Here is a 21831-nt window from a genome sequence, read left to right on the forward strand (position 1 = left end):
AGGGTGAACCGCGAGAAGCCGGAAGCCCTCAGGCGACCGTGGCGGGATCGACATTCGCCCCGCAGACGATCAGGCAGACCTTCTCGCCCGCGCGCGGCTTGTAGGCACCGGTCTGCAGCGCCGCCAGCGGCAGCGCGGCGGCGGGTTCCACGGCCAGCTTCAGTTCCTTCCACAGCCACTGCTGGGCCGCGCGGATGGACTCGTCTGACAGCAGCAGCGCGTCCTGCACCTGCTGCTGCGTGATTTCCCAGGCGATGGCGCCGATGCGGCGCGCGCCCAGCGAATCGGCCGCGATGCCGCCCACCTCCACGTCGACCGGCTCGCCGGCCTCGCGGGCACGGAACAGCGTAGGCGCCTTCTCGGGCTCCAGCGCGACCACGCGGGAGCGCTTTTCGAACCAGCCGGCCAGGCCGCCGATCAGGCCGCCGCCGCCCACGCTCACGAGCACCGCATCGGGCAGGCCGCCCTGCTGCTCGATCTCGCGGCCCAGCGTGCCGGCGCCGGCCACCACTTCGGGCTGGTCGTAGGCGTGGGTGAGCAAGGCGCCCGATTCCTTCTGGCGTGTCAGGCAGGCGGCCAGCGCGTCGGGGTACAGCTCGCCGACCACCACGACCTCGGCGCCCAGCGCACGCAGCCGCGCGCGCTTGGCTTCGGGCGACACGCCCGGCAGGAACACCTGGCAGGGCACGCCCAGCGCGCGCGCCGCCGCAGCCGTGGCGATGCCTGCATTGCCGCCCGAGGCCACGATCACGCCGCCTGGCGGAATCTCGTTGGCCAGCAGCCGGTTCATCATGCCGCGCGCCTTGAAGCTGCCGCTGACCTGCATGTGCTCCAGCTTGAGCCAGATTTCCGCGCCGCTCGCGTCGATGCCGAAGGCCGAAGCCGGCAGCTTCCACAGCGGGGTCTGGCGCAGGAAGTGGCCGGCACGCTCGGCCAGGCGTTGCGATGCGCTATCTATTTCGGAGCGCCAGCCGGCGGTCTGCGTGGTGTTCAAGAGATGTGTCCAGGGGGAGGAATGTCGTCGAGCTTGAGGCCCTTGGGCAGCGGAAACTTGATGGTTTCCTCGATGCCGTCCATCTTGCGCACCGACACCGCGCCGAGGGCGCGCACGCGGTCGATCACCTCGCGCACCAGCACTTCGGGCGCCGAGGCGCCGGCGGTGATGCCGATGCGCGCCTTGCCCTCGAACCACTCGGGCTTGAGCTCGGCGGCCGAATCGACCATGTAGCTCTGGGTGCCCAGGCGCTGCGCCAGTTCGCGCAGCCGGTTGCTGTTGGAACTGGTGGGGCTGCCGACCACGATCACGAGGTCGACCTGCGGGCTCATGATCTTCACCGCGTCCTGGCGGTTCTGCGTGGCGTAGCAGATGTCCTGCTGCTTGGGTTCGCGCACCTTGGGAAAGCGCTCGCGCACGGCGGCGGCGATGTCGGCGGCGTCGTCCACGCTCAGCGTGGTCTGCGTGACCACGGCGAGCCTGTCGGTCTGCGACGGGGCGACCCTGGCGACGTCTTCCACGTCTTCAACCAGGTGGATGCCGCTGGAGAGCTGGCCCATCGTGCCCTCGACCTCGGGGTGCCCCTTGTGGCCGATCATGATGAACTCGTAGCCTTCCTTCGCGAGCTTGGCGACCTCGACGTGCACCTTGGTCACCAGCGGGCAGGTGGCGTCGAAGATCGAGAAGCCGCGGTCGCGCGCCTCCTGCTCCACCGCCTTGCTCACGCCATGCGCGCTGAATACCAGCGTCGCGCCGGGCGGCACGTCGGAGAGCTCCTCGATGAAGATCGCGCCCTTGGCCTTGAGCTCGTTCACCACGTAGGTGTTGTGCACGATCTCGTGGCGCACGTAGATCGGCGCGCCGAACTTCGCGATGGCGCGCTCGACGATCTCGATGGCACGGTCCACGCCCGCGCAGAAGCCGCGCGGCTCGGCCAGGATGACTTCGGAGATTCCGGGGTTCATAGCACGCCGATGAGCTTCACTTCGAAGGTCACGGGCTGGCCCGCGAGCGGATGGTTGAAGTCGAAGCGCACCGCGGTGTCGTTCGATTCGATGACCGCGCCCGCGTAGCTGCCCGTGCCGTCGGGCGTGGGGAACTGCACCACGTCGCCGACGGCGTACTGCTCGTCGGGGTCGCCCATCTGGGCAAGCAGCTTCCTGGCCACCCACTGCTGCATGTCGGGATTGCGCTCGCCGAAGGCCTCGCCCGCGGGCAGCTCGAAGGTGGCGTGCGTGCCCTCTTCCAGGCCCATCAGGCGCTGCTCCATGGCGGGAGAAAGCTCGCCGGTGCCCAGCGAAAGCGTGGCGGGCTTGTCGGCGAAGGTGTTGATGATGTCGCCCGCAGGACCGGCCAGCCGGTAGTGCAGGGTGAGAAAGGAGCCGGAATTCACGACTTGGGACATGGTGCAGCGGAGGTGTGCGGAGACAGGGAGGTGTCCCGATAAACTGGCCTCATTTTAAGGACCGGGGCTTCCACCCGGCTCCGCCAAGGTTTCACCCGGGGTTTCATGTCTTTCAAGGATCTCCCTCTCGATGCCCGTCCGCGCGAAAAGCTCATCGCGCGCGGCGCGGCCGCGCTGGCCGACGCCGAACTGCTGGCCCTGCTGCTGCGCACCGGCGTGGCGGGCAAGAACGTGCTGCAGCTCGCGCAGCAGCTGCTCGAGCGCTTCGGCGGGCTCTCGGGACTGCTGCACACCGGCGCCGACGACCTCAAATCGGTCAAGGGACTGGGCGGCAGCGCCAAGCGCTCCGAGCTGATCGCGGTGCTCGAGCTGGCGCGCCGCGCCATGGGCGAGAAGCTGCGCGAGCGCGCAGTGTTCGACTCGCCCGACGCGGTCAAGCAGTATCTGCAGCTGCACATCGGCCCGCGCCCCTACGAAGTGTTCGCGGTGGTGTTCCTCGACGTGCAGCACCGCATGCTCGCGCTGGAGGAAATGTTCCGCGGCACGCTCACGCAGACCAGCGTCTACCCGCGCGAAGTGGTCACGCGCGCCATCCACCATCACGCCGCTGCCGTGGTGCTGGCGCACAACCACCCGAGCGGCAGCATCGAGCCCTCGCGCGCCGACGAATCGCTCACGCAGACGCTGCGCGCCGCGCTGGCGCTGGTGGACGTGCGGGTGCTCGACCACATCATCGTGAGCCCCGGGCAGAGTTTCTCCATGGCCGAAAAAGGACTGCTCTGATGCCCGCGCGCGCGCCCTCGATCAAGAACCTCGCCGACCTCAAGCAGGTGCAGCGCGTACTCGCCGAAACCCGCGAGCGCGAAGCCGCCGAGGCCGCGGCCAAGGCGCAGGCCGAGCGCAAGCGCGCGGCCGAGAAAGACCTGTTCACCCGCGCCATCGGCGCCACCGAGCCGCTGCGCCGCAAGGCCGTGGTGCCGCTCGCGCCGGAGCCGCCCGCGCCCATCCCGGTGCAGCACCAGCTCGACGAGCAGCGCGTGCTGCGCGAATCGCTCTCGGACGAGTTCGACGTGACCACGCTGCTCGACGTGGACGACGCCATGAGCTTCCGCCGCCCCGGCATCGGCACCGACGTCACCGCGCGGCTGCGCAAGGGCGACTGGGCCATCCAGGCGCAGGTCGACCTGCACGGCCTGCGCAGCGACGAGGCGCGCGAGACCCTGGGCGGCTTCATCCGCAACGCCTACAAGCAGGGCCTGCGCTGCGTGCGCGTGGTGCACGGCAAGGGCCTGGGCTCGCCGGGTAAGCAGCCGGTGCTCAAGACCAAGACGCAGCGCTGGCTGATCCAGAAGAACGAGGTGATCGCCTTCGTGCAGGCGAAACCGGCCGAAGGCGGCGCCGGCGCGCTGGTGGTGCTGCTGGCGCCCGCGCGGCGCTGAGCAGCCTATTAAGCTCAGGCCAGCAGGTTCTTCAGCGGCACCGAGGCATCCGCCACCAACGCCGCATCGGGATTGCGGCCCGCTTCGAGCAGCTTGCGGCTCATCATGTGGTCGACCGGCGCGTTCACCGATTCCACGCACACGAGCTTTCCATCGACGTAGTGGAACAGCGAGAACGCATCGGGCTTCGGGCCCGCGCGGCGCACGCTGCTCAGGCCGGGAGTTCCTTCGGCGGGCATCAGGCCCACCATCTGCAGGCGCATGCCGCCCTGGTCGGACCAGAACCACGCGACCGCGTCGTGCGCGCGTGCCTCGCCGGTGAGCGTGGCAACGGCCGTGCGCGCCTGGTCGTTGGCGTTCTGCACCGATTCGAGCCGCAGCGCGCGGCCCGCGCGGCGATCGGGGAAGCGCGTGCAGTCGCCCACCGCGAGCACGTCGGCCGCGCTGGTCTGCATGTGGCCGTCGACCACGATGCCGTCCGCGCACTCGATGCCGGCTGCCTGCGCGAGCGCGGTCTCCGGCACCGCGCCGATGCCCAGCAGCAGCAGGTCGACAGGCTGCTTCACGCCATTGACCTGCAGCGAAACCAGCCGGTCGCCCTCGATCTCGAAGGCGCCGGTCTGCGCGCCGAGCACGATGTCGATGCCCGCCGCGCGATGCGTGGCCAGCACGTGCGCCGAGAGTTCGGGCGACACGGCGCGGCCCAGCAGGCGCGGCGCGCTCTCGATGACCTGCACCGTCTTGCCCAGCGCCTTGGCAGTGGCCGCCACTTCGAGCCCGATGAAGCCGCCGCCGAGCACCGTCACCTTCTCTGCCGCCGCGAGGCGCGTGCGCAGGCGATGCGCCTCGTCGGCCGCGCGCAGGCTGGCGACGTTCTCCAGGCCCGGCTTCAGGTCGGGCATCTGGCGAGCGCGCGTGCCGGTGGCCAGCACCAGCTGCTGCCACGGCAGCACCGCGCCCGAACGCAGCGTGACGGTGTGCGCCTCGCGGTCGATGGTCACGGCCGCATCGCCCAGGTGCAGCGTGATGCCGGCTTCGCGATACCAGTCGGCAGCCTTGTGCGGCTGCGTGGTTTCTTCCGCGCTCTTCAGGAAGGCCTTGGACAGCGGCGGCCGGTGATAGGGCTCGCAGGCCTCCTCGCAGACCAGGTGCACGCGCGCGCCCTGCCCGGCTTCCGCAAGCCCCGCACAGAGCTGGGCCGCGGCGTGGCCGCCGCCGATGATGACGATGGAATTCATGATGGAAGAAGCGTCTTTCGGAAATCGTTGCTCGTGTGTCTGGCCGGCGATCATTCGCCTCTATTGCGCATCCAGTCAGCGGTCTTGAAGAAGGAGTCGCGAAGGCGCGCGCGCAAGTCCTCGGGCACGCCCGTCTCGCCCATCGCCTGGTCCATGCAGGCGAGCCACTGGTCGCGCTCCTTGATGCCGATGGTGTGGCCGCCGATGCTCTGCGGCAGGTGGCGCGCGCGCAGCATCGGGTGGCCGAAGCGGTCGGTGTAGTACTGAGGCCCGCCCAGCCAACCGCAGAGGAACCAGAACAGGCGCTGGCGCGCGTTGTCGAGGCTGGTGCCATGCACCGCGCGCAGCTGCGCGTAGGCGGGCTCGAGGTCCATCAGGTCGTAGAAGCGCTCGACCAGCGCCTCCACCTTCGCCTCGCCGCCAATCCAGTCGAACGGCGTGCCGGCGGGCGGCTTTTCTTGAATCTGCATGGGCGGGAGTATCCCTTGAGGGGCCTGCTAAAGCTGCACGATGCCCGGAATGCCCACATCGGGGTTCACGTCGGCCTCGTAGTCCACGCCCTCCACCGCGAAGCCGAAGAGCCGCAAAAACTCGGTCTTGTAGCCCGCGAAGTCGGTGAGCTCGTACAGGTTCTCCTTGGTCACCTGCGGCCACAGCTCGAGCACGCGGGACTGCACCTGCGGCGCCAGTTCCTTGTAGTCGGCGCGCAGGCGGCCTTCGGCATCGATGTGCGGCGCACTGCCGTAGAGGCTCTCGGCGTAGAGCCCGTACACCTGCTCAATGCAGCCCTCGTGCACGCCCTGCTCCTTCATCACCTTGAACAGCAGCGACAGATACAGCGGCATCATCGGAATGGCCGAGCTGGCCTGCGTGACCACCGCCTTCAGCACCGACACGCGCGCGTCGCCGCCCTTGGCCGCGAGCTGCGCGCGGATGCCCAGCACCTTCTGGTCGAGGTCCTTCTTGGCCGCGCCGATGGAGCCGTTCCAGTAGATGTCGTGCGTGATCTTCTCGCCCAGGTAGGTGAAGGCCGTGGTCTTGGCGCCATCGGCCAGCACGCCGGCCTGCTGCAGCGCGTCGATCCACATCTGCCAGTCCTCGCCGCCCATCACGGCCACGGTGTTGTCGATTTCCTCCTGCGTGGCGGGCTCGAGCACCGATTCCTTCACGGTCTCATTGTCGGTGTCGAGGCCGCGCAGGTTCACCGCCTTGCCCACGGGCTTGAGCACCGAGTTGAAGACCTGACCGGTCTTCGGATGCGTGCGCCGAGGTGCGGCCAGGCTGTAGACGACGAGGTCGACCTGCCCCAGGTCGGCGCGGATGGTATCGATGACCTGCTGCTTCATCGCGTCGGAAAAACCGTCGCCGTTGATGCTCTTCGCATAGAGGCCCTCGGCGTGCGCGGCGCGCTCGAAGGCGGCGGTGTTGTACCAGCCGGGCGAACCGGGCTTGGTCTCGCTGCCCGGGCGTTCGAAGAAGACGCCCAGCGTGCCGGCGCCGCAGCCGAAGGCGGCGGTGATGCGCGCGGCGAGGCCGTAGCCGGTTGATGCGCCGATCACCAGCACCTTCTTCGGGCCGCCCTCGATGGCGGGCCTGGCCTTGACGTATTCGATCTGCTGGCGGACGTTGGCTTCGCAGCCGGCGGGATGGGTGGTGACGCAGATGAAGCCGCGCACGCGGGGTTTGATGATCATGAGGATCTCGCTCGAAGAGATGCGGAGGGAGGCGGAGGAAAGACGCCGGAAGCGCGTTTTTGCGCCGCGAATTTAACCCAGCCCGCAAAAGCGGCCTTCAGCCTGACCATATGCATATGTCGATTGACGATTTAATAATCAGCGGTTTTATTGATATGGTCCCGCCCCTTACGCTTTCCATCAAGGAGAAGAACATGCGCATGAAACTGATTGCAGCCGCGGCCCTCGCCGCCTCCACTTTCCTGTTCGGCACCGTCGCCCATGCCGACCAGCTGGCCGACATCAAGAAAAAGGGCGAGCTGGTCGTCGGCGTGCTCGGCACGGATGAGCCCGCGACCTTCGTCGACCCCAAGACCCGCCAGATCGTCGGCTACGAGGTGGACCTGGTGAACGCCATCGCGAAGAAGATCGGCGTGAAGCCGGTGCTCAAGCAGATCGCGGTAGCCGCGCGCATTCCGGAGCTGCAGCAGGGCCACGTCGACCTGGTGGCCGCTGGCCTCACGCACAACAAGGAGCGCGAGGCGCAGATCGACTTCTCGCTCACCACCTTCGTCACCGGCCAGAAGGCCATCGTGAAGAAGGACAGCGGCATCACCGAGGTGCCGCAGCTCGCCGGCAAGAAGGTGCTGACCATCCGTGGCGGCACGCAGGAGCCCAACATCCGCAAGGCCGTGCCCAACGTGGAGGTCGTGACCTTCGACACCAGCCAGCAGGCCTTCCAGGCCCTGCAGCAGGGCAAGGGCGTGGGCTACGTCGACGACGAGGCCGCGCTGCTGCGCAGCTACGCCAAGCTTGGTCCTCAGAAGGCGCAGTACGTGGTGCTCAAGCAGAACCTGAGCACCGAGGCGCTGGCCATCGGCATCAAGAAGGGCGAGAGCGGCCTGAAGGCGGTGGTGGACGACACGCTGCGCGAGCTCGAGAAGTCGGGCGACGCCGAGAAGATCTTCATCAAGTGGTACGGCCCGAACACGGCTTCGGGCTTCCAGTCGCGCGACTTCAAGCTCGAGAGCGACAAGATCGACTGAGCCTGAATCCCCGGCCTTCGCCCTCGGGGAAGGCCGGAGAGACGACAGGATGAGGCCGGACGACGGGCTCCGGCTCTTTCTTTCCTCGCGGCGGTGATACTGTCGCCCCCCATGCCCCTGTTCGACTATTCCTTGCTGCTGACCGGCAAGTACCACGACATGCTGGTCGCGGGCCTGCTGCTGTCGCTGCAGCTGCTCGCGGCCTCGCTGGCGCTGGCGCTGCCCATCGCGCTGGTGGTGGCGCTGCTGCGGCTGTCGCCCTTCGCGCCGCTGCGCTGGCTCGGCTTCGCGTACGTGGAGTCGATCCGCAACATTCCGCTGCTGGCGCACATGCTCTTCTGGTACTTCGGCGCACCCGAGCTGCTGCCGGAAGACATCAAGCAGTGGCTCTACGCAGGGCACATCGAGGCCTACAGCGCCATCATCGCGCTGGCGCTCTACACGGCCGCCTTCATGGCGGAAGACATCCGAAGCGGCATCCGCGCCATTCCCACAGTGCAGTTCGAGGCCGGCCGCGCGATGGGCTTCAGCTACCTGGCCACCATGCGCCGCGTGGTGCTGCCGCAGGCGCTGCGCGTGACCATTCCGCCGCTCATCTCGCAGACGCTGAGCCTGTGGAAGAACACCTCCATCGCCACCGTGATCGGCGTGGCCGAGCTGATGTACCAGGCCGGCCAGGTCGAGAGCGCGACCTTCCGCAGCTTCGAGTCCTTCGCGTTCGCGAGCGCGGCCTACCTGACGGTGTCGCTGGCCATCACCGGACTTGCCACCTGGTACCACCACCGTTACCCGGTGCGGACGATCTGAGGAAAGCGACGGCGCGATGCTTCAGATCATCAACGACTACTGGGTCTACTTTCTCATCGGGCAGTACCCGAACGGCCCGCTCGGCGGGCTGGTGCTCACGCTGCTGCTGGCCTCCTGCGGCCTGGTGCTGGCGCTGCCGCTGGGCATCGTGCTGGGGCTGGCGCGGGTGAGCCCGTGGCGCTGGCTGCGCTGGCCGGTCACGGGCTTCGTGTTCGTGGTGCGCGGGCTGCCCCTGCTGATGGTGATCTTCTGGGCCTACTTCTTCCTGCCCAGCGTCACCGGCGTGAAGACCGACCAGTTCACCACCATGCTGATCGCGCTGGTGGTGTTCGACGCCGCCTACCTCGCCGAGATCGTGCGCGCCGGCATCCAGGGCCTGCCGCGCGGGCAGATGGAAACCGCCCGTGCGCTGGGCCTGAGTTATGGCAGCGCGATGCGCCTCGTGGTGCTGCCGCAGGCGCTGCGCAGCATGCTGCCCTCGCTGGTGAACCAGTTCGTCTCGACCATCAAGGAAACCTCGCTGGGCTACATCATCGGGCTGGCCGAGGTGTCGTTCATCGCGACGCAGATCAACACGCAGGTGTTCACCAAGCCCGCGCAGATCTACCTGATCCTGGGCGGGACGTACTTCATTCTCTGCTTCGGCCTCTCGCGCTTCGCCTACTGGCTCGAACGCCGGCTCGCGCGCCGCGGCATCTCCACCGCCGCCACCAAGGTGTCCGCATGATCGAACTCGAAAAAGTCAACAAGTGGTACGGCAGCTACCACGCGCTGGTCGACGTGACCGAAACCATCCAAAAGGGCGAGGTGGTCGTGGTGTGCGGGCCCTCGGGCTCGGGCAAGTCGACGCTGATCCGCACCTTCAACCGGCTGGAGCCGATCCAGTCGGGCCGCATCGTGGTGGACGGGCAGGACATCCACGCGCCGGGCCTGGACGTGAACGAATTCCGCTCGCGCATCGGCTTCGTGTTCCAGCAGTTCAACCTGTTTCCGCACCTGACGGTGCTGCAGAACTGCACGATGGCGCCGATGCAGCTGCGCGGCCTCACGCGCAAGCAGGCCGACGAGCGCGCGATGGCGCTGCTGAGCCGCGTCGGCCTGTCGAACAAGGCCAACGCCTGGCCCGGCGAGCTCTCGGGTGGCCAGCAGCAGCGCGTGGCGATCGCCCGCGCGCTCGCGATGCAGCCGCCGCTGATGCTGTTCGACGAGCCCACCAGCGCGCTCGACCCCGAGATGGTCGGCGAGGTGCTGCTGGTGATGCGCGACCTGACGCGCGACGGCATGACCATGGTCTGCGTGACGCACGAGATGGGCTTCGCGCGCGAGGTGGCCGACCGCGTGCTCTTCATGGACGAAGGCAAGGTGCTGGAGCGCGCCACACCCGACGACTTCTTCAACCGGCCGCAGCATCCGCGCGCCCAGCAGTTCCTGGCCGACATCCGCTCCCCCTTCGCGAGAGACGCATGACCGACGCAGCCCTTCCCCTCATCGATGTTTCCGCGCTCGTTGCCGGCACCGCCGGACGCGACGCCGTCGCCGCGCAGATCGGCGCCGCCTGCCGCGCCCACGGCTTCTTCTACGTGACCGGCCATGGCGTCGACCCGGCGCTGGTGAAGCGGCTCGAAGAACTCAGCCACCGCTTCTTCGAGCTGCCCGAGGAAACCAAGATGCGCTGGCGCATGGCCCTGGGCGGGCGCGCCTGGCGCGGCTACTTTCCGCTGGGCGGCGAGCTGACCTCGGGCCGGCCCGACTGGAAGGAAGGCCTCTACCTCGGCACCGAGCTGCCCGCCACGCACCCGCTGGTACAGGCGAAGACGCCGGTGCACGGCCCCAACCTGTTCCCCGAAGTGCCGGGCTTTCGCGAGACCATCCTCGACTACATGGCCGCCGTCACGCAGCTGGGCCACCGGCTGATGGAAGGCATCGCGCTGAGCCTGGGCCTCGAGGCAGGCTACTTCGCGAAGCGCTACACGGCCGACCCGCTGATCCTGTTCCGCCTCTTCAACTACCCCTCGCAGCCAGTGCCCGAGGGCCTGGACGTGCAATGGGGCGTGGGCGAGCACACCGACTACGGGCTGCTGACGATCCTGCACCAGGACCACATCGGCGGCCTGGCGGTGCACACGCCCGGCGGCTGGATCGACGCGCCGCCGGTTGCGGGCTCCTTCGTATGCAACATCGGCGACATGCTCGACCGCATGACCGGCGGGCTCTACAAGTCGACGCCGCACCGGGTGAAGCGCAACACCTCGGGGCATGACCGGCTGTCGTTTCCGCTCTTCTTCGATCCGAACTTCGAGGCGCGGGTGCAGCGCATAGAGGGCCTCGCGGGCGCCGAAGCGCGCGACGACAGCGCCGAGCGCTGGGACCGCGCCAACGTCCACGCCTTCAGCGGGCGCTACGGCGACTACCTGCTGGCGAAGGTGTCGAAGGTGTTTCCGCAGTTGCGCGACGAGGTGCTCTGAGGCGCAGGCGCGGGCAAGAGGCCGGGCTCTTCAAGGAAAACGTCCTCCCAGCGCTCGACTTCGGCATCGGGGTCGGAAATGGGCACGAGCTTGTCGCTGCGGCAGTAGAAGGTCCAGCCCTCGAACAGCACGTCGTAGTAAGTGCCGGGCAGGTAGCGCTCGCTGGGCGCCTCATAGGGCGCGGACACCACCTCCACGATCCGGCCCACGGCACGCTCCGTGAAGGGCGACGCCAGGCAGCTGTCGACCACGTGGCAGAGGGTGCCGATCTTGATCATGCCGTTACACCTTTTGCATGGCCTGTTGCGGAAACCAGCGCGGCAGGTGCGCCAGTGCGTCGTGCAGCGAATCGAGCACGTGGAAGGCCCGCTCGACGATCGATGCGGGCGGATGCTTGAGGTCGGGCACCACCACCACCCGCAGGCCCGCTGCCAGCGCCGCCCTGGCGCCGTTCTCGCTGTCCTCGAAGGCGATGCAGTCGGCGGGGTCCACGCCCAGCCGTTCGGCCGCGAGCAGGTAGAGCGCCGGATCGGGCTTGGCGCGCGCCACTTCGTCGCCGCCCGCGAAGGCCGAGAAGTGGTGCAGCACGTCGAGGCTGCCGAGGCAGGCCTGGATCTGCACGCTGGTCGATGAAGAGGCCACGGCGCAGCGCGTGCCGCGTTCGCGCAGCGCCGCCAGGAATTCAGCCGCGCCGGGCTTGATCGGGAACAGTGGCGTACCGTCGGAGCGCTCCAGCTGCAGGCGCTGTCGCACGAGGCCCACCGCGTGGGTGTAGGCGGCCGGCCCGCCCAGCAGCGAAGCGAGGACGACTTCGGACTCCACCGTGGACAGCCCCACCACCTGCAGGTACTGGCTGTGCGAGAGCTCGATGCCGAGCGTGCGGGCGACCTCGATCCAGGCGGCCATGATGGGGCGCTCGGAATCGATCAGCAGCCCGTCCATGTCGAAGATTGCAGCGGCGAACATCGGGGCATCGTAATGAATGACCCGTCCTGAAATGCGTTGACACCCAAACAGCCGGCCTCAGCCGACCATGGACGCCCGGTGCACGGCATCGGGCGTTTGCATTTTGAGCGACAGATGGGGTCGCTCGTGGTTGTAGATCTGCACGGACTCAGCCACCAGTCGTCTGGCCTGAGCCAGGTCAACTGGCCGGCTCAGCAGGAATTCGGTCTTGAGGATGCCGTTGATGCGCTCGGCCAACGCGTTCTGGTAGCAGTCGTAGCCGTCGGTCATCGAACACTTCAGGCCATGGCGGCGATGCAGCGCCTGATAGTAGTTCGAGCAGTATTGGATGCCGCGATCGGAGTGATGTACGAGTTGCTCGCGCGTCTGTCGCCCGCGCAGCGCCATCTTCAGGGCCCGCGCCACCTCCTCGGTCTGCAGGCTGGCATGGACGTGCCAGCCCACGATCTTGCGCGAATGCGCATCGGTGACCAGACTGAGGTAGACCACTTTGTCGGCCGTAGGCAGGTACGTGATGTCGGCCACCCACAATTGCTCGCTGCGCGTGACGCGAATCTGCGCAGGCCCCGCCTTGACCAGGTTCGGGTGGCGGCGAAAGCGATGATGGCTGTCCGTCGTCTTGTGGTACGCCCGGCGGTTTGCCACAAGCAGCCGCGCGTTGCGCAGCACATCGAACATCGCATCACGTCCCAGCTCGATGCCTTGGCGCTGCAGCGGCTCGCGCAGCAGGTAGTGCAGCTTGCGCGTACCCAGCCTGGGCTGGCGCATCCGCTGCTCTTTGACCAACTGCACCACCGTTTCGGCGCGTTCGTGGCGCCGGGCGGCCCTGTGCCGGCCTTGGTAGTACGCCTGACGACTCATGCCCATGTGGCGGCAAGCCCGGGTCACGCTCAGCCCTTGGACGAGGCCTTGCGCAAGGACTTGCCCGAAGGCTTTTTTACAACACGCACGCCGTGATCCTTCTTCAGGACCTCCAGCACCGCTTCGAACAACCGGGCCTTTTCCTGTGCTCTGGCCAGTTGCGTCTCCAATTCTTTGATCCGCTGTTCCGGCGTCGGTGCAATGGCTGTCTTGTCGATCGGCATAGCCGCCGATGATGCCGCACGCCCCCACCCCTGGCGACCGTGTTTGCGCAGCCAGTTCAATACGGTCGAGTTGCCCTGAATCCCATAGCGGCTCTGCGCCTGGCTCCAGGTCATCTCCCCTTTTTCCACTTGCTCGACCACAGCCAACTTGAAGGCCATCGTGTAGTCGCGCTGCGTTCTCTTCGCGCCTGTGTCCATTGCGTTTTCTCCTTTCGTCGATGAAAGGTGTCAACGCTGGGCAGGACGGGTCAGAAAAACGAAAAAGGGACCTCGAAGGTCCCTTTTTCGTGGTTGCGCGGAAAAGACTCAGTCCCGCGCCAGCGCCCGGTTGAGCCCCAGGGCCGCCAGCGTGGCGATAGCACCCGACAGCAGGTAAACGCTCACGTAGGCCAGGCCGAAGTGGGCCGACAGCCCCAGGGCCACCAGCGGGGCGAAGGCCGCGCCGATCAGCCAGGCCACGTCGGCCGTGAGCGCGGCACCGACGTAGCGGTACTTGGGCGCGAAGTTGGAGGTCACCGCGCCGGCCGCCTGGCCGTACGACAGGCCCAGGATCACGAAGCCCAGCAGGATGAAGATGTCCTGGCCGATGCGGCCGCCGTCGAGCAGCGTGGGGGCGAAGCCGCTGAAGGCGGCGATCACCGCGGCCAGTCCGCCCAGCGTGAAGCGGCGGCCGATGCGGTCGGCCAGCAGGCCCGAGGCCACGATGCCGGCGGCGCCAAAGGCCGCGCCGATCATCTGGATCACCAGGAATTCGGTGACCGACTGGTCGGAATACAGCGTGATCCACGACAGCGGGAACACCGTGATCAGGTGGAACAGTGCGTAGCTAGCCAGCGCGGCGAAGGCGCCGATCAGGATGTTGCTGCCCTGCGAGCTGACCAGCTCGGTGACGCTGGTGGGTTCGAGCTCGCGCTCTTCGAGCAAGCGCGAGTATTCGTCGGTGGCCACCAGGCGCAGGCGGGCGAAGAGCGCCACCACGTTGATCGCGAAGGCCACGTAGAAGCTGTAGCGCCAGCCCCAGTCGAGGAAGTCTTCCGACGGCAGGCTGGAATACAGGTAGGCGAACAGAGCGCTGGCGATGAAGAAGCCGATGGGCGCGCCCAGCTGGCCCAGCATGGCGTACCAGCCGCGGCGGTTGGCCGGCGCGTTCAGCGCCAGCAGCGACGGCAGGCCGTCCCAGGAGCCGCCCAGCGCCAGGCCTTGGCCGAAGCGGAACACGGACAGCAGCACGATGGCCGTGAAGCCCAGGCTCGCATAGCCCGGCAGGAAGGCGATGCCGGCGGTGGAGGTGCCGAGCACGAAGAGCGCCAGCGTGAGCTTGGCTTCCCGCCCGAAACGTCGCTGGATCATCATCGAGATGACAGTTCCGAACGGACGCGCGATGAAGGCGAAGGAGAAGACCAGGAACGAATAGAGAACACCCTCGAGGTGCTGCTCGAACGGGAAGAAGACCGCCGGGAACACCAGCACCGAGGCGATGCCGTAGACGAAGAAGTCGAAATATTCGGAGGCGCGGCCGATGACCACACCGACCGCGATCTCGCCGGGGGCGATGTGCGAGTGGTCGTCGCCCTGCCGGGCGCCGCCGTGATCGGCCGGGTTCGGCAGCGGCTGTGCGCCTTGCGAAATGATGCTGGACGTCGTCATTGCTTGCTGTAATTCAGGTGTAACGCCGCGGCGCGACACCATAAGACCATGGGAGACCCCAGAGCGTCGCACCGAATCACATTTACCGCCATAGGACAAAACGTCCAATAGGCGAAACCCGTCTTCGGGCGTAGATTGTGGGGTCTTTTTGCGTCGCCCCTGCACCTCTTTTCCCCCGGCATGCACATCCTCAAGAACCTTCGCCGAGCACTCCTGCTGCTCTCCGCCATGCTCCTGGCGGGCTGCAACACGGTGCTGATGAACCCATCCGGCGACATCGCCCACCAGCAGGGACGACTGATCGTCGTCTCCACCGTGCTGATGCTGATCATCATCATTCCGGTGATCGCCCTGACCATCTTCTTTGCCTGGCGCTATCGCCAGTCCAATAAAGAGGCCACCTACAGCCCCGACTGGGACCACTCCACCCAACTCGAGCTGGCCATCTGGGCAGCCCCGCTGCTCATCATCATCGCCCTGGGCGCCATCACCTGGATCAGCACCCACACGCTCGACCCCTACCAGCCGCTGCGCCGCCTCGACGCCCAGCGCGCGATTCCGGCCGAAACCAAGCCGCTGACGGTGGAAGTGGTCGCCCTCGACTGGAAGTGGCTCTTCATCTACCCCGAGCAGGGCATCGCCACGGTGAACGAGCTGGCCGCCCCGGTGGACCGCCCGATCAGCTTCAAGATCACGGCCTCCTCGGTCATGAACTCCTTCTTCATCCCCGCGCTGGCCGGCCAGATCTACGCCATGCCGGGCATGGAGACCAAGCTGCACGCCGTCATCAACAAGCCCGGCGAGTTCGAAGGCTTCTCCGCCAACTACAGCGGCGCCGGCTTCTCCGGCATGCGCTTCAAGTTCCACGGGCTGAGCAACGAAGGCTTCGACCAGTGGGTGCAGAAGGTCAAGTCCGGCAAGGACGGCGAACTCTCCCGCGAGCTCTACAAGAAGCTCGAAGTGCCCAGCGAGCGCGAGCCCGTGCGCCACTATCCCACCGTTGCATCCGACCTGTACGACGCGATCCTCAACCAGTGCGTGGACCGCAACAAGATGTGCATGAAGGAAATGATGGCCATCGACGCCGGCGGCGGCATGGGCAAGCCCGGCGCCTTCAACGTTGCCACCAAGCAGGCCTGGGACATCGAATCCCTCGATACGCCCAAGCGCAAGTACGTCACCGCGATGTGCACCACCGAAGAATAAGATGTTGCAGAACCTTGACCTGACGAAGCTCGTCTTCGGCCGCCTCTCCTGGGAGGCGATTCCCTTCCACGAGCCCATCCTGCTCGTGACCTTTGCCGGCGTGGTGCTGGGCGGCCTGGCCGTCCTGGGCGCACTGACCTACTTCAAGCTGTGGGGCATGCTGTGGCGCGACTGGATCACCAGCATCGACCACAAGAAGATCGGCATCATGTACATCATCCTGGGCCTGGTGATGCTGCTTCGCGGCTTCGCCGACGCGCTCATGATGCGCGCCCAGCAGGCCATGGCCTTCGGCGACAACGCCGGCTTCCTGCCGCCGCACCACTACGACCAGGTCTTCACCGCCCACGGCGTGATCATGATCTTCTTCGTGGCGATGCCGCTGGTCACGGGCCTCATGAACTTCGTGGTGCCGCTGCAGATCGGCGCGCGCGACGTGGCCTTCCCGTTCCTGAACAACTTCAGCTTCTGGATGACCACCTTCGGCGCCGGCCTGGTGATGGCGTCGCTGTTCGTCGGCGAGTTCGCCAAGACCGGCTGGCTGGCCTATCCGCCGCTGTCGGGCATCCTCTTCAGCCCCGACGTGGGGGTCGACTACTACATATGGTCGTTGCAGATAGCGGGGGTGGGCACGTTGCTGTCCGGCGTGAACCTGCTGGCCACCATCGTGAAGATGCGCGCGCCCGGCATGACCATGATGAAGATGCCCGTCTTCACCTGGACCGCCCTGTGCACCAACGTGCTGATCGTCGCCGCCTTCCCGGTGCTGACCGCCGTGCTGGCCCTGCTGTCGCTCGACCGCTACGCAGGCACCAACTTCTTCACGAACGACCTCGGCGGCAACGCCATGATGTACGTGAACCTGATCTGGATCTGGGGCCACCCCGAGGTGTACATCCTGATCCTGCCGGCCTTCGGCATCTTCTCGGAAGTGGTCTCCACCTTCTCGGGCAAGCGCCTCTTCGGCTACGCCTCGATGGTGTACGCCACGGTCGTGATCACCATCCTGTCGTACCTCGTCTGGCTGCACCACTTCTTCACCATGGGCTCCGGCGCCAGCGTGAACTCGTTCTTCGGCATCACGACGATGATCATCTCGATCCCGACGGGCGCGAAGATCTTCAACTGGCTCTTCACCATGTACCGCGGCCGCATCCGCTTCGAGCTGCCCATGATGTGGACCATCGGCTTCATGATCACCTTCGTGATCGGCGGCATGACCGGCGTGCTGCTGGCCGTTCCCCCGGCCGACTTCGTGCTGCACAACAGCCTGTTCCTGATCGCCCACTTCCACAACGTGATCATCGGCGGCGTGCTGTTCGGCATGCTGGCGGGCATCACCTACTGGTTCCCGAAGGCCTTCGGCTACAAGCTCGACCCGTTCTGGGGCAAGTGCTCGTTCTGGTTCTGGATCGTCGGCTTCTGGTTCGCCTTCATGCCGCTGTACATCCTGGGCCTGATGGGCGTCACCCGCCGCATGAGCCACTTCCAGGACATGTCGCTGCAGATCTGGTTCCAGGTCGCCGCCTTCGGCGCGGTGCTGATCGCGCTGGGCATCGCCTCGTTCCTGATCCAGCTGGTGGTGAGCTTCATCCGCCGCGACCAGTTGCGCGACACCACGGGCGACCCGTGGAACGGCCGCACGCTGGAATGGGCGACCTCGTCGCCGCCGCCGGCCTACAACTTCGCGTTCACGCCGCGCGTGCACGACAACGACGCCTGGTCCGACATGAAGGCCCGCGGCTACCAGCGTCCGCTGGAAGGCTTCAGCCCGATCCACATGCCCAAGAACACGGCCGCCGGCTTCATCATCGCGGCGCTGAGCGCGGTGTGCGGCTTCGCGCTGATCTGGCAGATGTGGCTGCTGGCCGGCATCGGCTTCGTCGCCATGCTCGCCGCCGTGATCATCCACACCTTCAACTACAAGCGCGACTACTACATCCCCGCGGAAGAAGTCGTCCGTACCGAAGAAGCGCGCACGCGCCTGCTGGCTGCCAATGTCTAACAGTACCGCCCTCCACTCCAGCCACACGAACACCGTGGGCAACGCCGCGAGCGTGCCCACCTTCGAGGTGTTCAACGTCCGCAACGAAGACCACCATCCCGAGAACGGCACGCTGCTGGGCTTCTGGCTCTACCTGATGAGCGACTGCCTCATCTTCGCCTGCCTGTTCGCGGTGTACGGCGTGCTGGGCCGCAGCTACGCGGCCGGCCCTTCGGGCGCCGACCTGTTCGACCTGCCGCTGGTGGCGATCAACACCTCGCTGCTGCTGCTGTCGTCCATCACCTACGGCTTCGCCATGCTGCAGATGCAGCAGCGCCGCATGGGCGGCGTGCTGGTCTGGCTGGCCATCACCGGCCTGCTGGGCGCGGGCTTCATCGGCCTGGAGCTCTACGAGTTCGCGCACCTGATCCACGAAGGCGCGGGCCCGCAGCGCAGCGCCTTCCTGTCCTCGTTCTTCGCGCTGGTGGGCACCCACGGCCTGCACGTGACCTTCGGCATCGTCTGGCTCATCGTGCTGATGATCCAGCTGCCCAAGCACGGCTTCACCGCCGCCAACCGCCGCCGCCTGATGTGCCTGTCGATGTTCTGGCACTTCCTGGACGTGGTCTGGATCGGCGTCTTCACCTTCGTGTATCTGATGGGATCGCTGCAATGAGCGCGCACACCGAAACCGCCGGCCACGGCGCACATGGCCACAACGACCATGGTCATGACCACGGGCACGGCCACGACGACGGCCCGGTGAGCCACAGCACCTTCAAGGGCTACATGACCGGCTTCGTGCTGGCCGTGATCCTCACCGCCATCCCGTTCTGGCTCGTGATGGGCAAGGTCTTCGACAAGCCCAACACCACCGCCCTGGTCATCCTGGCCTTCGCCGTGGTGCAGATCGTGGTGCACATGGTGTACTTCCTGCACATGGACGCGAAGTCCGAAGGCGGCTGGAACATGCTGGCGCTGATCTTCACGCTCGTGCTCGTGGTCATCACGCTGGCCGGTTCGCTGTGGGTCATGTACCACATGAACACCAACATGATGCCGCACTCGGTGCACGACATGAAGAACATGCCCTGATGGCGGAACAGGCCGTCCGCCAGCGCTCCACCGCCGCACGGGTGGCACTGGCGGTCTGCGCCGTCCTCGCCTTCGCCGGCTTCGTCGCGCTCGGCACCTGGCAGGTCGAGCGCAGGGCCTGGAAGCTGGATCTCATCGCACGCGTCGACCAGCGCGTGCACGCCCCGGCCACCGCGGCCCCCGGGCGGACCGAATGGCCCACGGTCAACGCGGCCAACGACGAATACCGGCATGTCCGCCTTGCCGGCACCTTTCTCCACGACAAAGAGACGCTAGTGCAGGCCAGCACCAAACTGGGCGCCGGCTTCTGGGTGCTGACCCCGCTGCGCAACAGCGCCGACGGCACCGTGGTGCTGGTCAACCGCGGCTTCGTGCCGCCCGAAGCGCAGAAACGCGAGGCGCGCGCCGCCACCGAGCCCCAGGGCGAAACCACCGTGGCCGGCCTGCTGCGCCTGACCGAACCCAAGGGCGGCTTCCTGCGCAAGAACGATCCGGCCGGCGAGCGCTGGTTCTCGCGCGACGTGCAGGCCATCGCCGCCGCGCGCGGCCTGAACGACGTGGCGCCCTACTTCGTCGACGCCGAGGCCGCGCCAGCCCAGCCGGGCGCCGCGGCCACCGATGCCCCCGCCTGGCCCGCCGGCGGGCTGACCGTCATTTCCTTTCCCAACAGCCACCTCGTCTACGCCCTGACCTGGTATGGCCTGGCCCTCATGGTGCTGATCGCGGCCTGGTTCGTGCGGCGCAGCGAAAATGCGGCCCATGCCGACGCCCGCCCCGCCGACCAAGATGCCCGCCGCGACGGCTGAATCCGCCGCTGTAGCGGGCGAGCTGCACCCGCCCCGCGCCGGCGTCGCGAGCCTCGACAACGCCATCGGCCACCAGAACATGCAGCAGCTGATCCAGCTGCGCTGGTTCGCGGTGGTCGGGCAGGTCGCCACCATCCTCGTGGTGCACTACGGCTTCGAGATCCGGCTGCCGCTGGACCACATGCTGCAGGTGCTGGCCTGCCTCGCGCTCTTCAACATGGTGAGCCTGCTGCGCTCGCGCAGCCACCGGCGCGTGACCAACGGCGAGCTGTTCGTCGCGCTGCTGGTCGACGTGGCCACCCTCACCGCGCAGCTCTACCTGAGCGGCGGCGCGACCAACCCCTTCGTATTCCTCTTCCTGCTGCAGGTGACGCTGGGCGCTGTGCTGCTGAAGGCCTGGTCGACCTGGACCATGGTGGTCATCACCAGCATCTGCTTCGCCGGGCTGGCGCTGTTCTCGCGCCCTCTCGCGCTGCCGCTGGACCACGACCGGGGCCTGTGGAGCCCCTACATCCAGGGCATGCTGGTGTGCTTCGCGCTGAACGCGGCGCTGCTCGTCATCTTCATCACCCGCATCAGCCGCAACCTGCGCGCGCGCGACGCGCGGCTGGCCGACCTGCGCCAGCGGGCCTCCGAAGAGGAGCACATCGTGCGCATGGGCCTGCTGGCCTCGGGCGCGGCGCACGAACTGGGCACGCCGCTTGCCACGCTCGCGGTGATCCTCGGCGACTGGCGCCGGCTGCCGCACTTCAGCTCCGACCCCGAGCTGCTGACCGAGGTGGCCGAGATGGAACTGCAGATCGAGCGCTGCAAGAGCATCGTCAGCGGCATCCTGCTGTCGGCCGGCGAGGCGCGCGGCGAGTCTTCGGAGGAAACCACCGTCAGCACCTTCCTCGACGACCTCGTCGAGGAATGGCGCACCACCCGCCCGGTGGAAGACTTCGAGTACGACAACCACTTCGGCCGCGACCTGCCCATGGTTTCCGACTCGGCCCTCAAGCAGATGATCTGCAACGTGCTCGACAATGCGCTGGAGGCGTCGCCGCACTGGCTGCGCCTCGAGGCGGCGCACGACGCCGACGCGCTGACGATCACCGTCACCGACGCAGGGCCTGGCTTCCTGCCGGCCATCCTCAAGGAGTTCGGCAAACCCTACCAGTCGAGCAAGGGCCGCGCTGGCGGCGGACTGGGGCTGTTCCTGGTGGTGAACGTGGCGCGCACCGTGGGCGGCCGCGTCGCGGCGGCCAACCGGCCGGAAGGCGGCGCCGTCGTGAAGATCACGCTGCCGCTCGCGGCCATCGTGCTCGAGGAAGAAGAGACGGAAGTGGACGACGACGCGGACGACGAGGAAGCCCTCGCGGCCGCTGGCAGGACCATCGGAATGGAAGGCAATGAGCGAAACCGGAGCTGAAGCGCAGCGCCAACTGCTGATCGTCGAGGACGACGGCGCCTTCGCGCGCGCGCTCGGCCGCTCCTTCGAGCGCCGCGGCTATGCCGTGACGCACGCGAGCAACCTCGCCGAGGTCGAGTCCCTGCTGGCCGGCTCCTCGCCCGGCTACGCGGTGGTCGACCTCAAGCTCAACGGCGAGGCCTCGGGCCTGGCCTGCGTGCAGATGCTGCACCGGCACAACCCCAAGATGCTGATCGTGGTGCTCACGGGCTTCGCGAGCATCGCGACCGCGGTGGAAGCCATCAAGCTCGGCGCCTGCCACTACCTGGCCAAGCCCTCGAACACCGACGACATCGAGGCCGCCTTCGGCCGCGCCACCGGCACCACCGAGGTGGAGCTGACCAACCGCTCCACATCCATCAAGACGCTCGAATGGGAGCGCATCCACGAGACGCTGGCCGAGACCGGCTTCAACATCTCCGAGACCGCGCGCAGGCTCGGCATGCACCGGCGCACGCTGGCACGCAAGCTGGGCAAGCAGCAGGTCAAGTAGACCGATCTTCAAACCACACGCACTTGCGCACG

24 protein-coding genes are annotated in these 21831 nt (G+C 67.2%); 14 read left to right on the plus strand and 10 right to left on the minus strand.

All coding sequences use genetic code 11. The annotated features are described in order from the left end of the window. Nucleotides 1-28 precede the first annotated feature (28 nt). Genes ABL843_RS24145 through ABL843_RS24155 form a run of 3 tightly spaced genes read right to left on the minus strand, consistent with a single transcriptional unit; the run spans nucleotide 29 to nucleotide 2399 of the window. Nucleotides 29-994, minus strand: a complete 966-nt coding sequence (locus ABL843_RS24145) for a threonine/serine dehydratase (protein WP_369661070.1) — start codon at nucleotides 992-994, stop codon at nucleotides 29-31. Next, nucleotides 991-1959 carry a 4-hydroxy-3-methylbut-2-enyl diphosphate reductase gene (gene ispH / locus ABL843_RS24150; RefSeq protein ID WP_418117597.1) on the minus strand — a complete coding sequence of 323 codons (969 nt, stop codon included), beginning with the start codon at nucleotides 1957-1959 and terminating at the stop codon, nucleotides 991-993. Before ispH ends, ABL843_RS24145 begins: the two co-directional genes overlap by 4 nt. Continuing rightward, on the minus strand, nucleotides 1956-2399 hold the full coding sequence (locus tag ABL843_RS24155) for an FKBP-type peptidyl-prolyl cis-trans isomerase (RefSeq protein ID WP_019656687.1): 444 nt from the start codon (nucleotides 2397-2399) through the stop codon (nucleotides 1956-1958). Before ABL843_RS24155 ends, ispH begins: the two co-directional genes overlap by 4 nt. Before the next feature lie 105 nt (nucleotides 2400-2504). Here ABL843_RS24155 and radC point away from each other — a divergent pair, with 105 nt between their 5' ends. Together radC and ABL843_RS24165 are read left to right on the plus strand one after the other, a co-directional pair. Continuing rightward, nucleotides 2505-3182, plus strand: a complete 678-nt coding sequence (gene radC / locus ABL843_RS24160; protein WP_126023269.1) for a RadC family protein — start codon at nucleotides 2505-2507, stop codon at nucleotides 3180-3182. Continuing rightward, nucleotides 3182-3838, plus strand: a complete 657-nt coding sequence (locus ABL843_RS24165) for a Smr/MutS family protein (protein ID WP_126023268.1) — start codon at nucleotides 3182-3184, stop codon at nucleotides 3836-3838. Before radC ends, ABL843_RS24165 begins: the two co-directional genes overlap by 1 nt. A gap of 14 nt (nucleotides 3839-3852) precedes the next feature. Here the strand turns inward: ABL843_RS24165 and ABL843_RS24170 are convergent, their stop codons facing one another. From ABL843_RS24170 to fabV, 3 genes are read right to left on the minus strand one after another with little or no spacing between them, the layout of a single operon-like run. Continuing rightward, nucleotides 3853-5076, minus strand: a complete 1224-nt coding sequence (locus tag ABL843_RS24170) for an NAD(P)/FAD-dependent oxidoreductase (protein WP_418117598.1) — start codon at nucleotides 5074-5076, stop codon at nucleotides 3853-3855. 50 nt (nucleotides 5077-5126) lie between these two features. After that, nucleotides 5127-5546 carry a group II truncated hemoglobin gene (locus ABL843_RS24175; protein ID WP_019656683.1) on the minus strand — a complete coding sequence of 140 codons (420 nt, stop codon included), beginning with the start codon at nucleotides 5544-5546 and terminating at the stop codon, nucleotides 5127-5129. Between the two features lie 27 nt (nucleotides 5547-5573). After that, nucleotides 5574-6770, minus strand: coding sequence for an enoyl-ACP reductase FabV (gene fabV / locus ABL843_RS24180; protein WP_418117599.1), 1197 nt, complete (start codon nucleotides 6768-6770; stop codon nucleotides 5574-5576). 194 nt (nucleotides 6771-6964) lie between these two features. Here fabV and ABL843_RS24185 point away from each other — a divergent pair, with 194 nt between their 5' ends. From ABL843_RS24185 to ABL843_RS24205, 5 genes are all read left to right on the plus strand, one after another. Next, on the plus strand, nucleotides 6965-7795 hold the full coding sequence (locus ABL843_RS24185; RefSeq protein WP_369661065.1) for an ABC transporter substrate-binding protein: 831 nt from the start codon (nucleotides 6965-6967) through the stop codon (nucleotides 7793-7795). Nucleotides 7796-7906: 111 nt separating this feature from the next. Continuing rightward, nucleotides 7907-8602: an amino acid ABC transporter permease gene (locus ABL843_RS24190; protein WP_184640997.1), complete on the plus strand. Its 696-nt coding sequence runs from the start codon at nucleotides 7907-7909 to the stop codon at nucleotides 8600-8602. Nucleotides 8603-8618: 16 nt separating this feature from the next. Then, nucleotides 8619-9329 carry an amino acid ABC transporter permease gene (locus ABL843_RS24195; RefSeq protein WP_126023262.1) on the plus strand — a complete coding sequence of 237 codons (711 nt, stop codon included), beginning with the start codon at nucleotides 8619-8621 and terminating at the stop codon, nucleotides 9327-9329. Beyond that, nucleotides 9326-10069 carry an amino acid ABC transporter ATP-binding protein gene (locus ABL843_RS24200; protein ID WP_418117600.1) on the plus strand — a complete coding sequence of 248 codons (744 nt, stop codon included), beginning with the start codon at nucleotides 9326-9328 and terminating at the stop codon, nucleotides 10067-10069. The genes ABL843_RS24195 and ABL843_RS24200 overlap by 4 nt, the downstream gene beginning before the upstream one ends. After that, the gene (locus ABL843_RS24205) at nucleotides 10066-11067 is read left to right on the plus strand and encodes an isopenicillin N synthase family dioxygenase (protein ID WP_418117602.1); all 1002 of its coding nucleotides are present in this window, start codon (nucleotides 10066-10068) and stop codon (nucleotides 11065-11067) included. Before ABL843_RS24200 ends, ABL843_RS24205 begins: the two co-directional genes overlap by 4 nt. Here ABL843_RS24205 and ABL843_RS24210 read toward each other — a convergent pair. From ABL843_RS24210 to ABL843_RS24225, 4 genes are all read right to left on the minus strand, one after another. Beyond that, on the minus strand, nucleotides 11010-11345 hold the full coding sequence (locus tag ABL843_RS24210; protein ID WP_418117603.1) for a hypothetical protein: 336 nt from the start codon (nucleotides 11343-11345) through the stop codon (nucleotides 11010-11012). The genes ABL843_RS24205 and ABL843_RS24210 overlap by 58 nt on opposite strands. A 4-nt stretch (nucleotides 11346-11349) precedes the next feature. Continuing rightward, nucleotides 11350-12033, minus strand: coding sequence for an HAD family hydrolase (locus ABL843_RS24215; protein ID WP_418117604.1), 684 nt, complete (start codon nucleotides 12031-12033; stop codon nucleotides 11350-11352). A gap of 57 nt (nucleotides 12034-12090) precedes the next feature. Further along, nucleotides 12091-13316, minus strand: a protein-coding gene (locus ABL843_RS24220) for an IS3 family transposase (protein WP_418117605.1) whose coding sequence is annotated in 2 segments (ribosomal slippage) — nucleotides 12091-12972 and nucleotides 12975-13316 — 1224 coding nt in all. Because the reading frame shifts where the segments join, the coding sequence is not laid out codon by codon here. A 108-nt stretch (nucleotides 13317-13424) separates the two neighbouring features. Further along, nucleotides 13425-14765, minus strand: coding sequence for an MFS transporter (locus tag ABL843_RS24225; protein ID WP_418117606.1), 1341 nt, complete (start codon nucleotides 14763-14765; stop codon nucleotides 13425-13427). Between the two features lie 180 nt (nucleotides 14766-14945). Here ABL843_RS24225 and cyoA point away from each other — a divergent pair, with 180 nt between their 5' ends. The 7 genes from cyoA to ABL843_RS24260 are packed head-to-tail and all read left to right on the plus strand — an operon-like array spanning nucleotide 14946 to nucleotide 21799. Further along, nucleotides 14946-15971 (plus strand): ubiquinol oxidase subunit II, encoded by a 1026-nt coding sequence (cyoA, locus tag ABL843_RS24230; protein ID WP_184640992.1) that lies wholly within the window; start codon nucleotides 14946-14948, stop codon nucleotides 15969-15971. 1 nt (nucleotide 15972) lies between these two features. Then, nucleotides 15973-17976, plus strand: coding sequence for a cytochrome o ubiquinol oxidase subunit I (cyoB, locus tag ABL843_RS24235; RefSeq protein ID WP_418117607.1), 2004 nt, complete (start codon nucleotides 15973-15975; stop codon nucleotides 17974-17976). Beyond that, complete coding sequence (gene cyoC / locus ABL843_RS24240; protein ID WP_184640990.1) at nucleotides 17969-18631, plus strand: cytochrome o ubiquinol oxidase subunit III; 663 nt, start codon at nucleotides 17969-17971, stop codon at nucleotides 18629-18631. Before cyoB ends, cyoC begins: the two co-directional genes overlap by 8 nt. After that, complete coding sequence (cyoD, locus tag ABL843_RS24245; RefSeq protein ID WP_418117608.1) at nucleotides 18628-19050, plus strand: cytochrome o ubiquinol oxidase subunit IV; 423 nt, start codon at nucleotides 18628-18630, stop codon at nucleotides 19048-19050. Before cyoC ends, cyoD begins: the two co-directional genes overlap by 4 nt. Further along, entirely contained in the window at nucleotides 19050-19856 is an 807-nt protein-coding gene (locus tag ABL843_RS24250) for an SURF1 family protein (RefSeq protein ID WP_418117609.1), read from the plus strand. The genes cyoD and ABL843_RS24250 overlap by 1 nt, the downstream gene beginning before the upstream one ends. Further along, nucleotides 19810-21267, plus strand: coding sequence for an ATP-binding protein (locus ABL843_RS24255; protein WP_418117610.1), 1458 nt, complete (start codon nucleotides 19810-19812; stop codon nucleotides 21265-21267). Before ABL843_RS24250 ends, ABL843_RS24255 begins: the two co-directional genes overlap by 47 nt. Next, nucleotides 21248-21799 (plus strand): response regulator transcription factor, encoded by a 552-nt coding sequence (locus tag ABL843_RS24260; RefSeq protein WP_184640987.1) that lies wholly within the window; start codon nucleotides 21248-21250, stop codon nucleotides 21797-21799. Before ABL843_RS24255 ends, ABL843_RS24260 begins: the two co-directional genes overlap by 20 nt. The last annotated feature ends 32 nt before the right edge of the window (nucleotides 21800-21831 follow it).

Origin of the sequence: Variovorax sp. 350MFTsu5.1 (genome assembly GCF_048302515.1) — a bacterium.
Lineage (GTDB): Bacteria > Pseudomonadota > Gammaproteobacteria > Burkholderiales > Burkholderiaceae_C > Variovorax > Variovorax guangxiensis.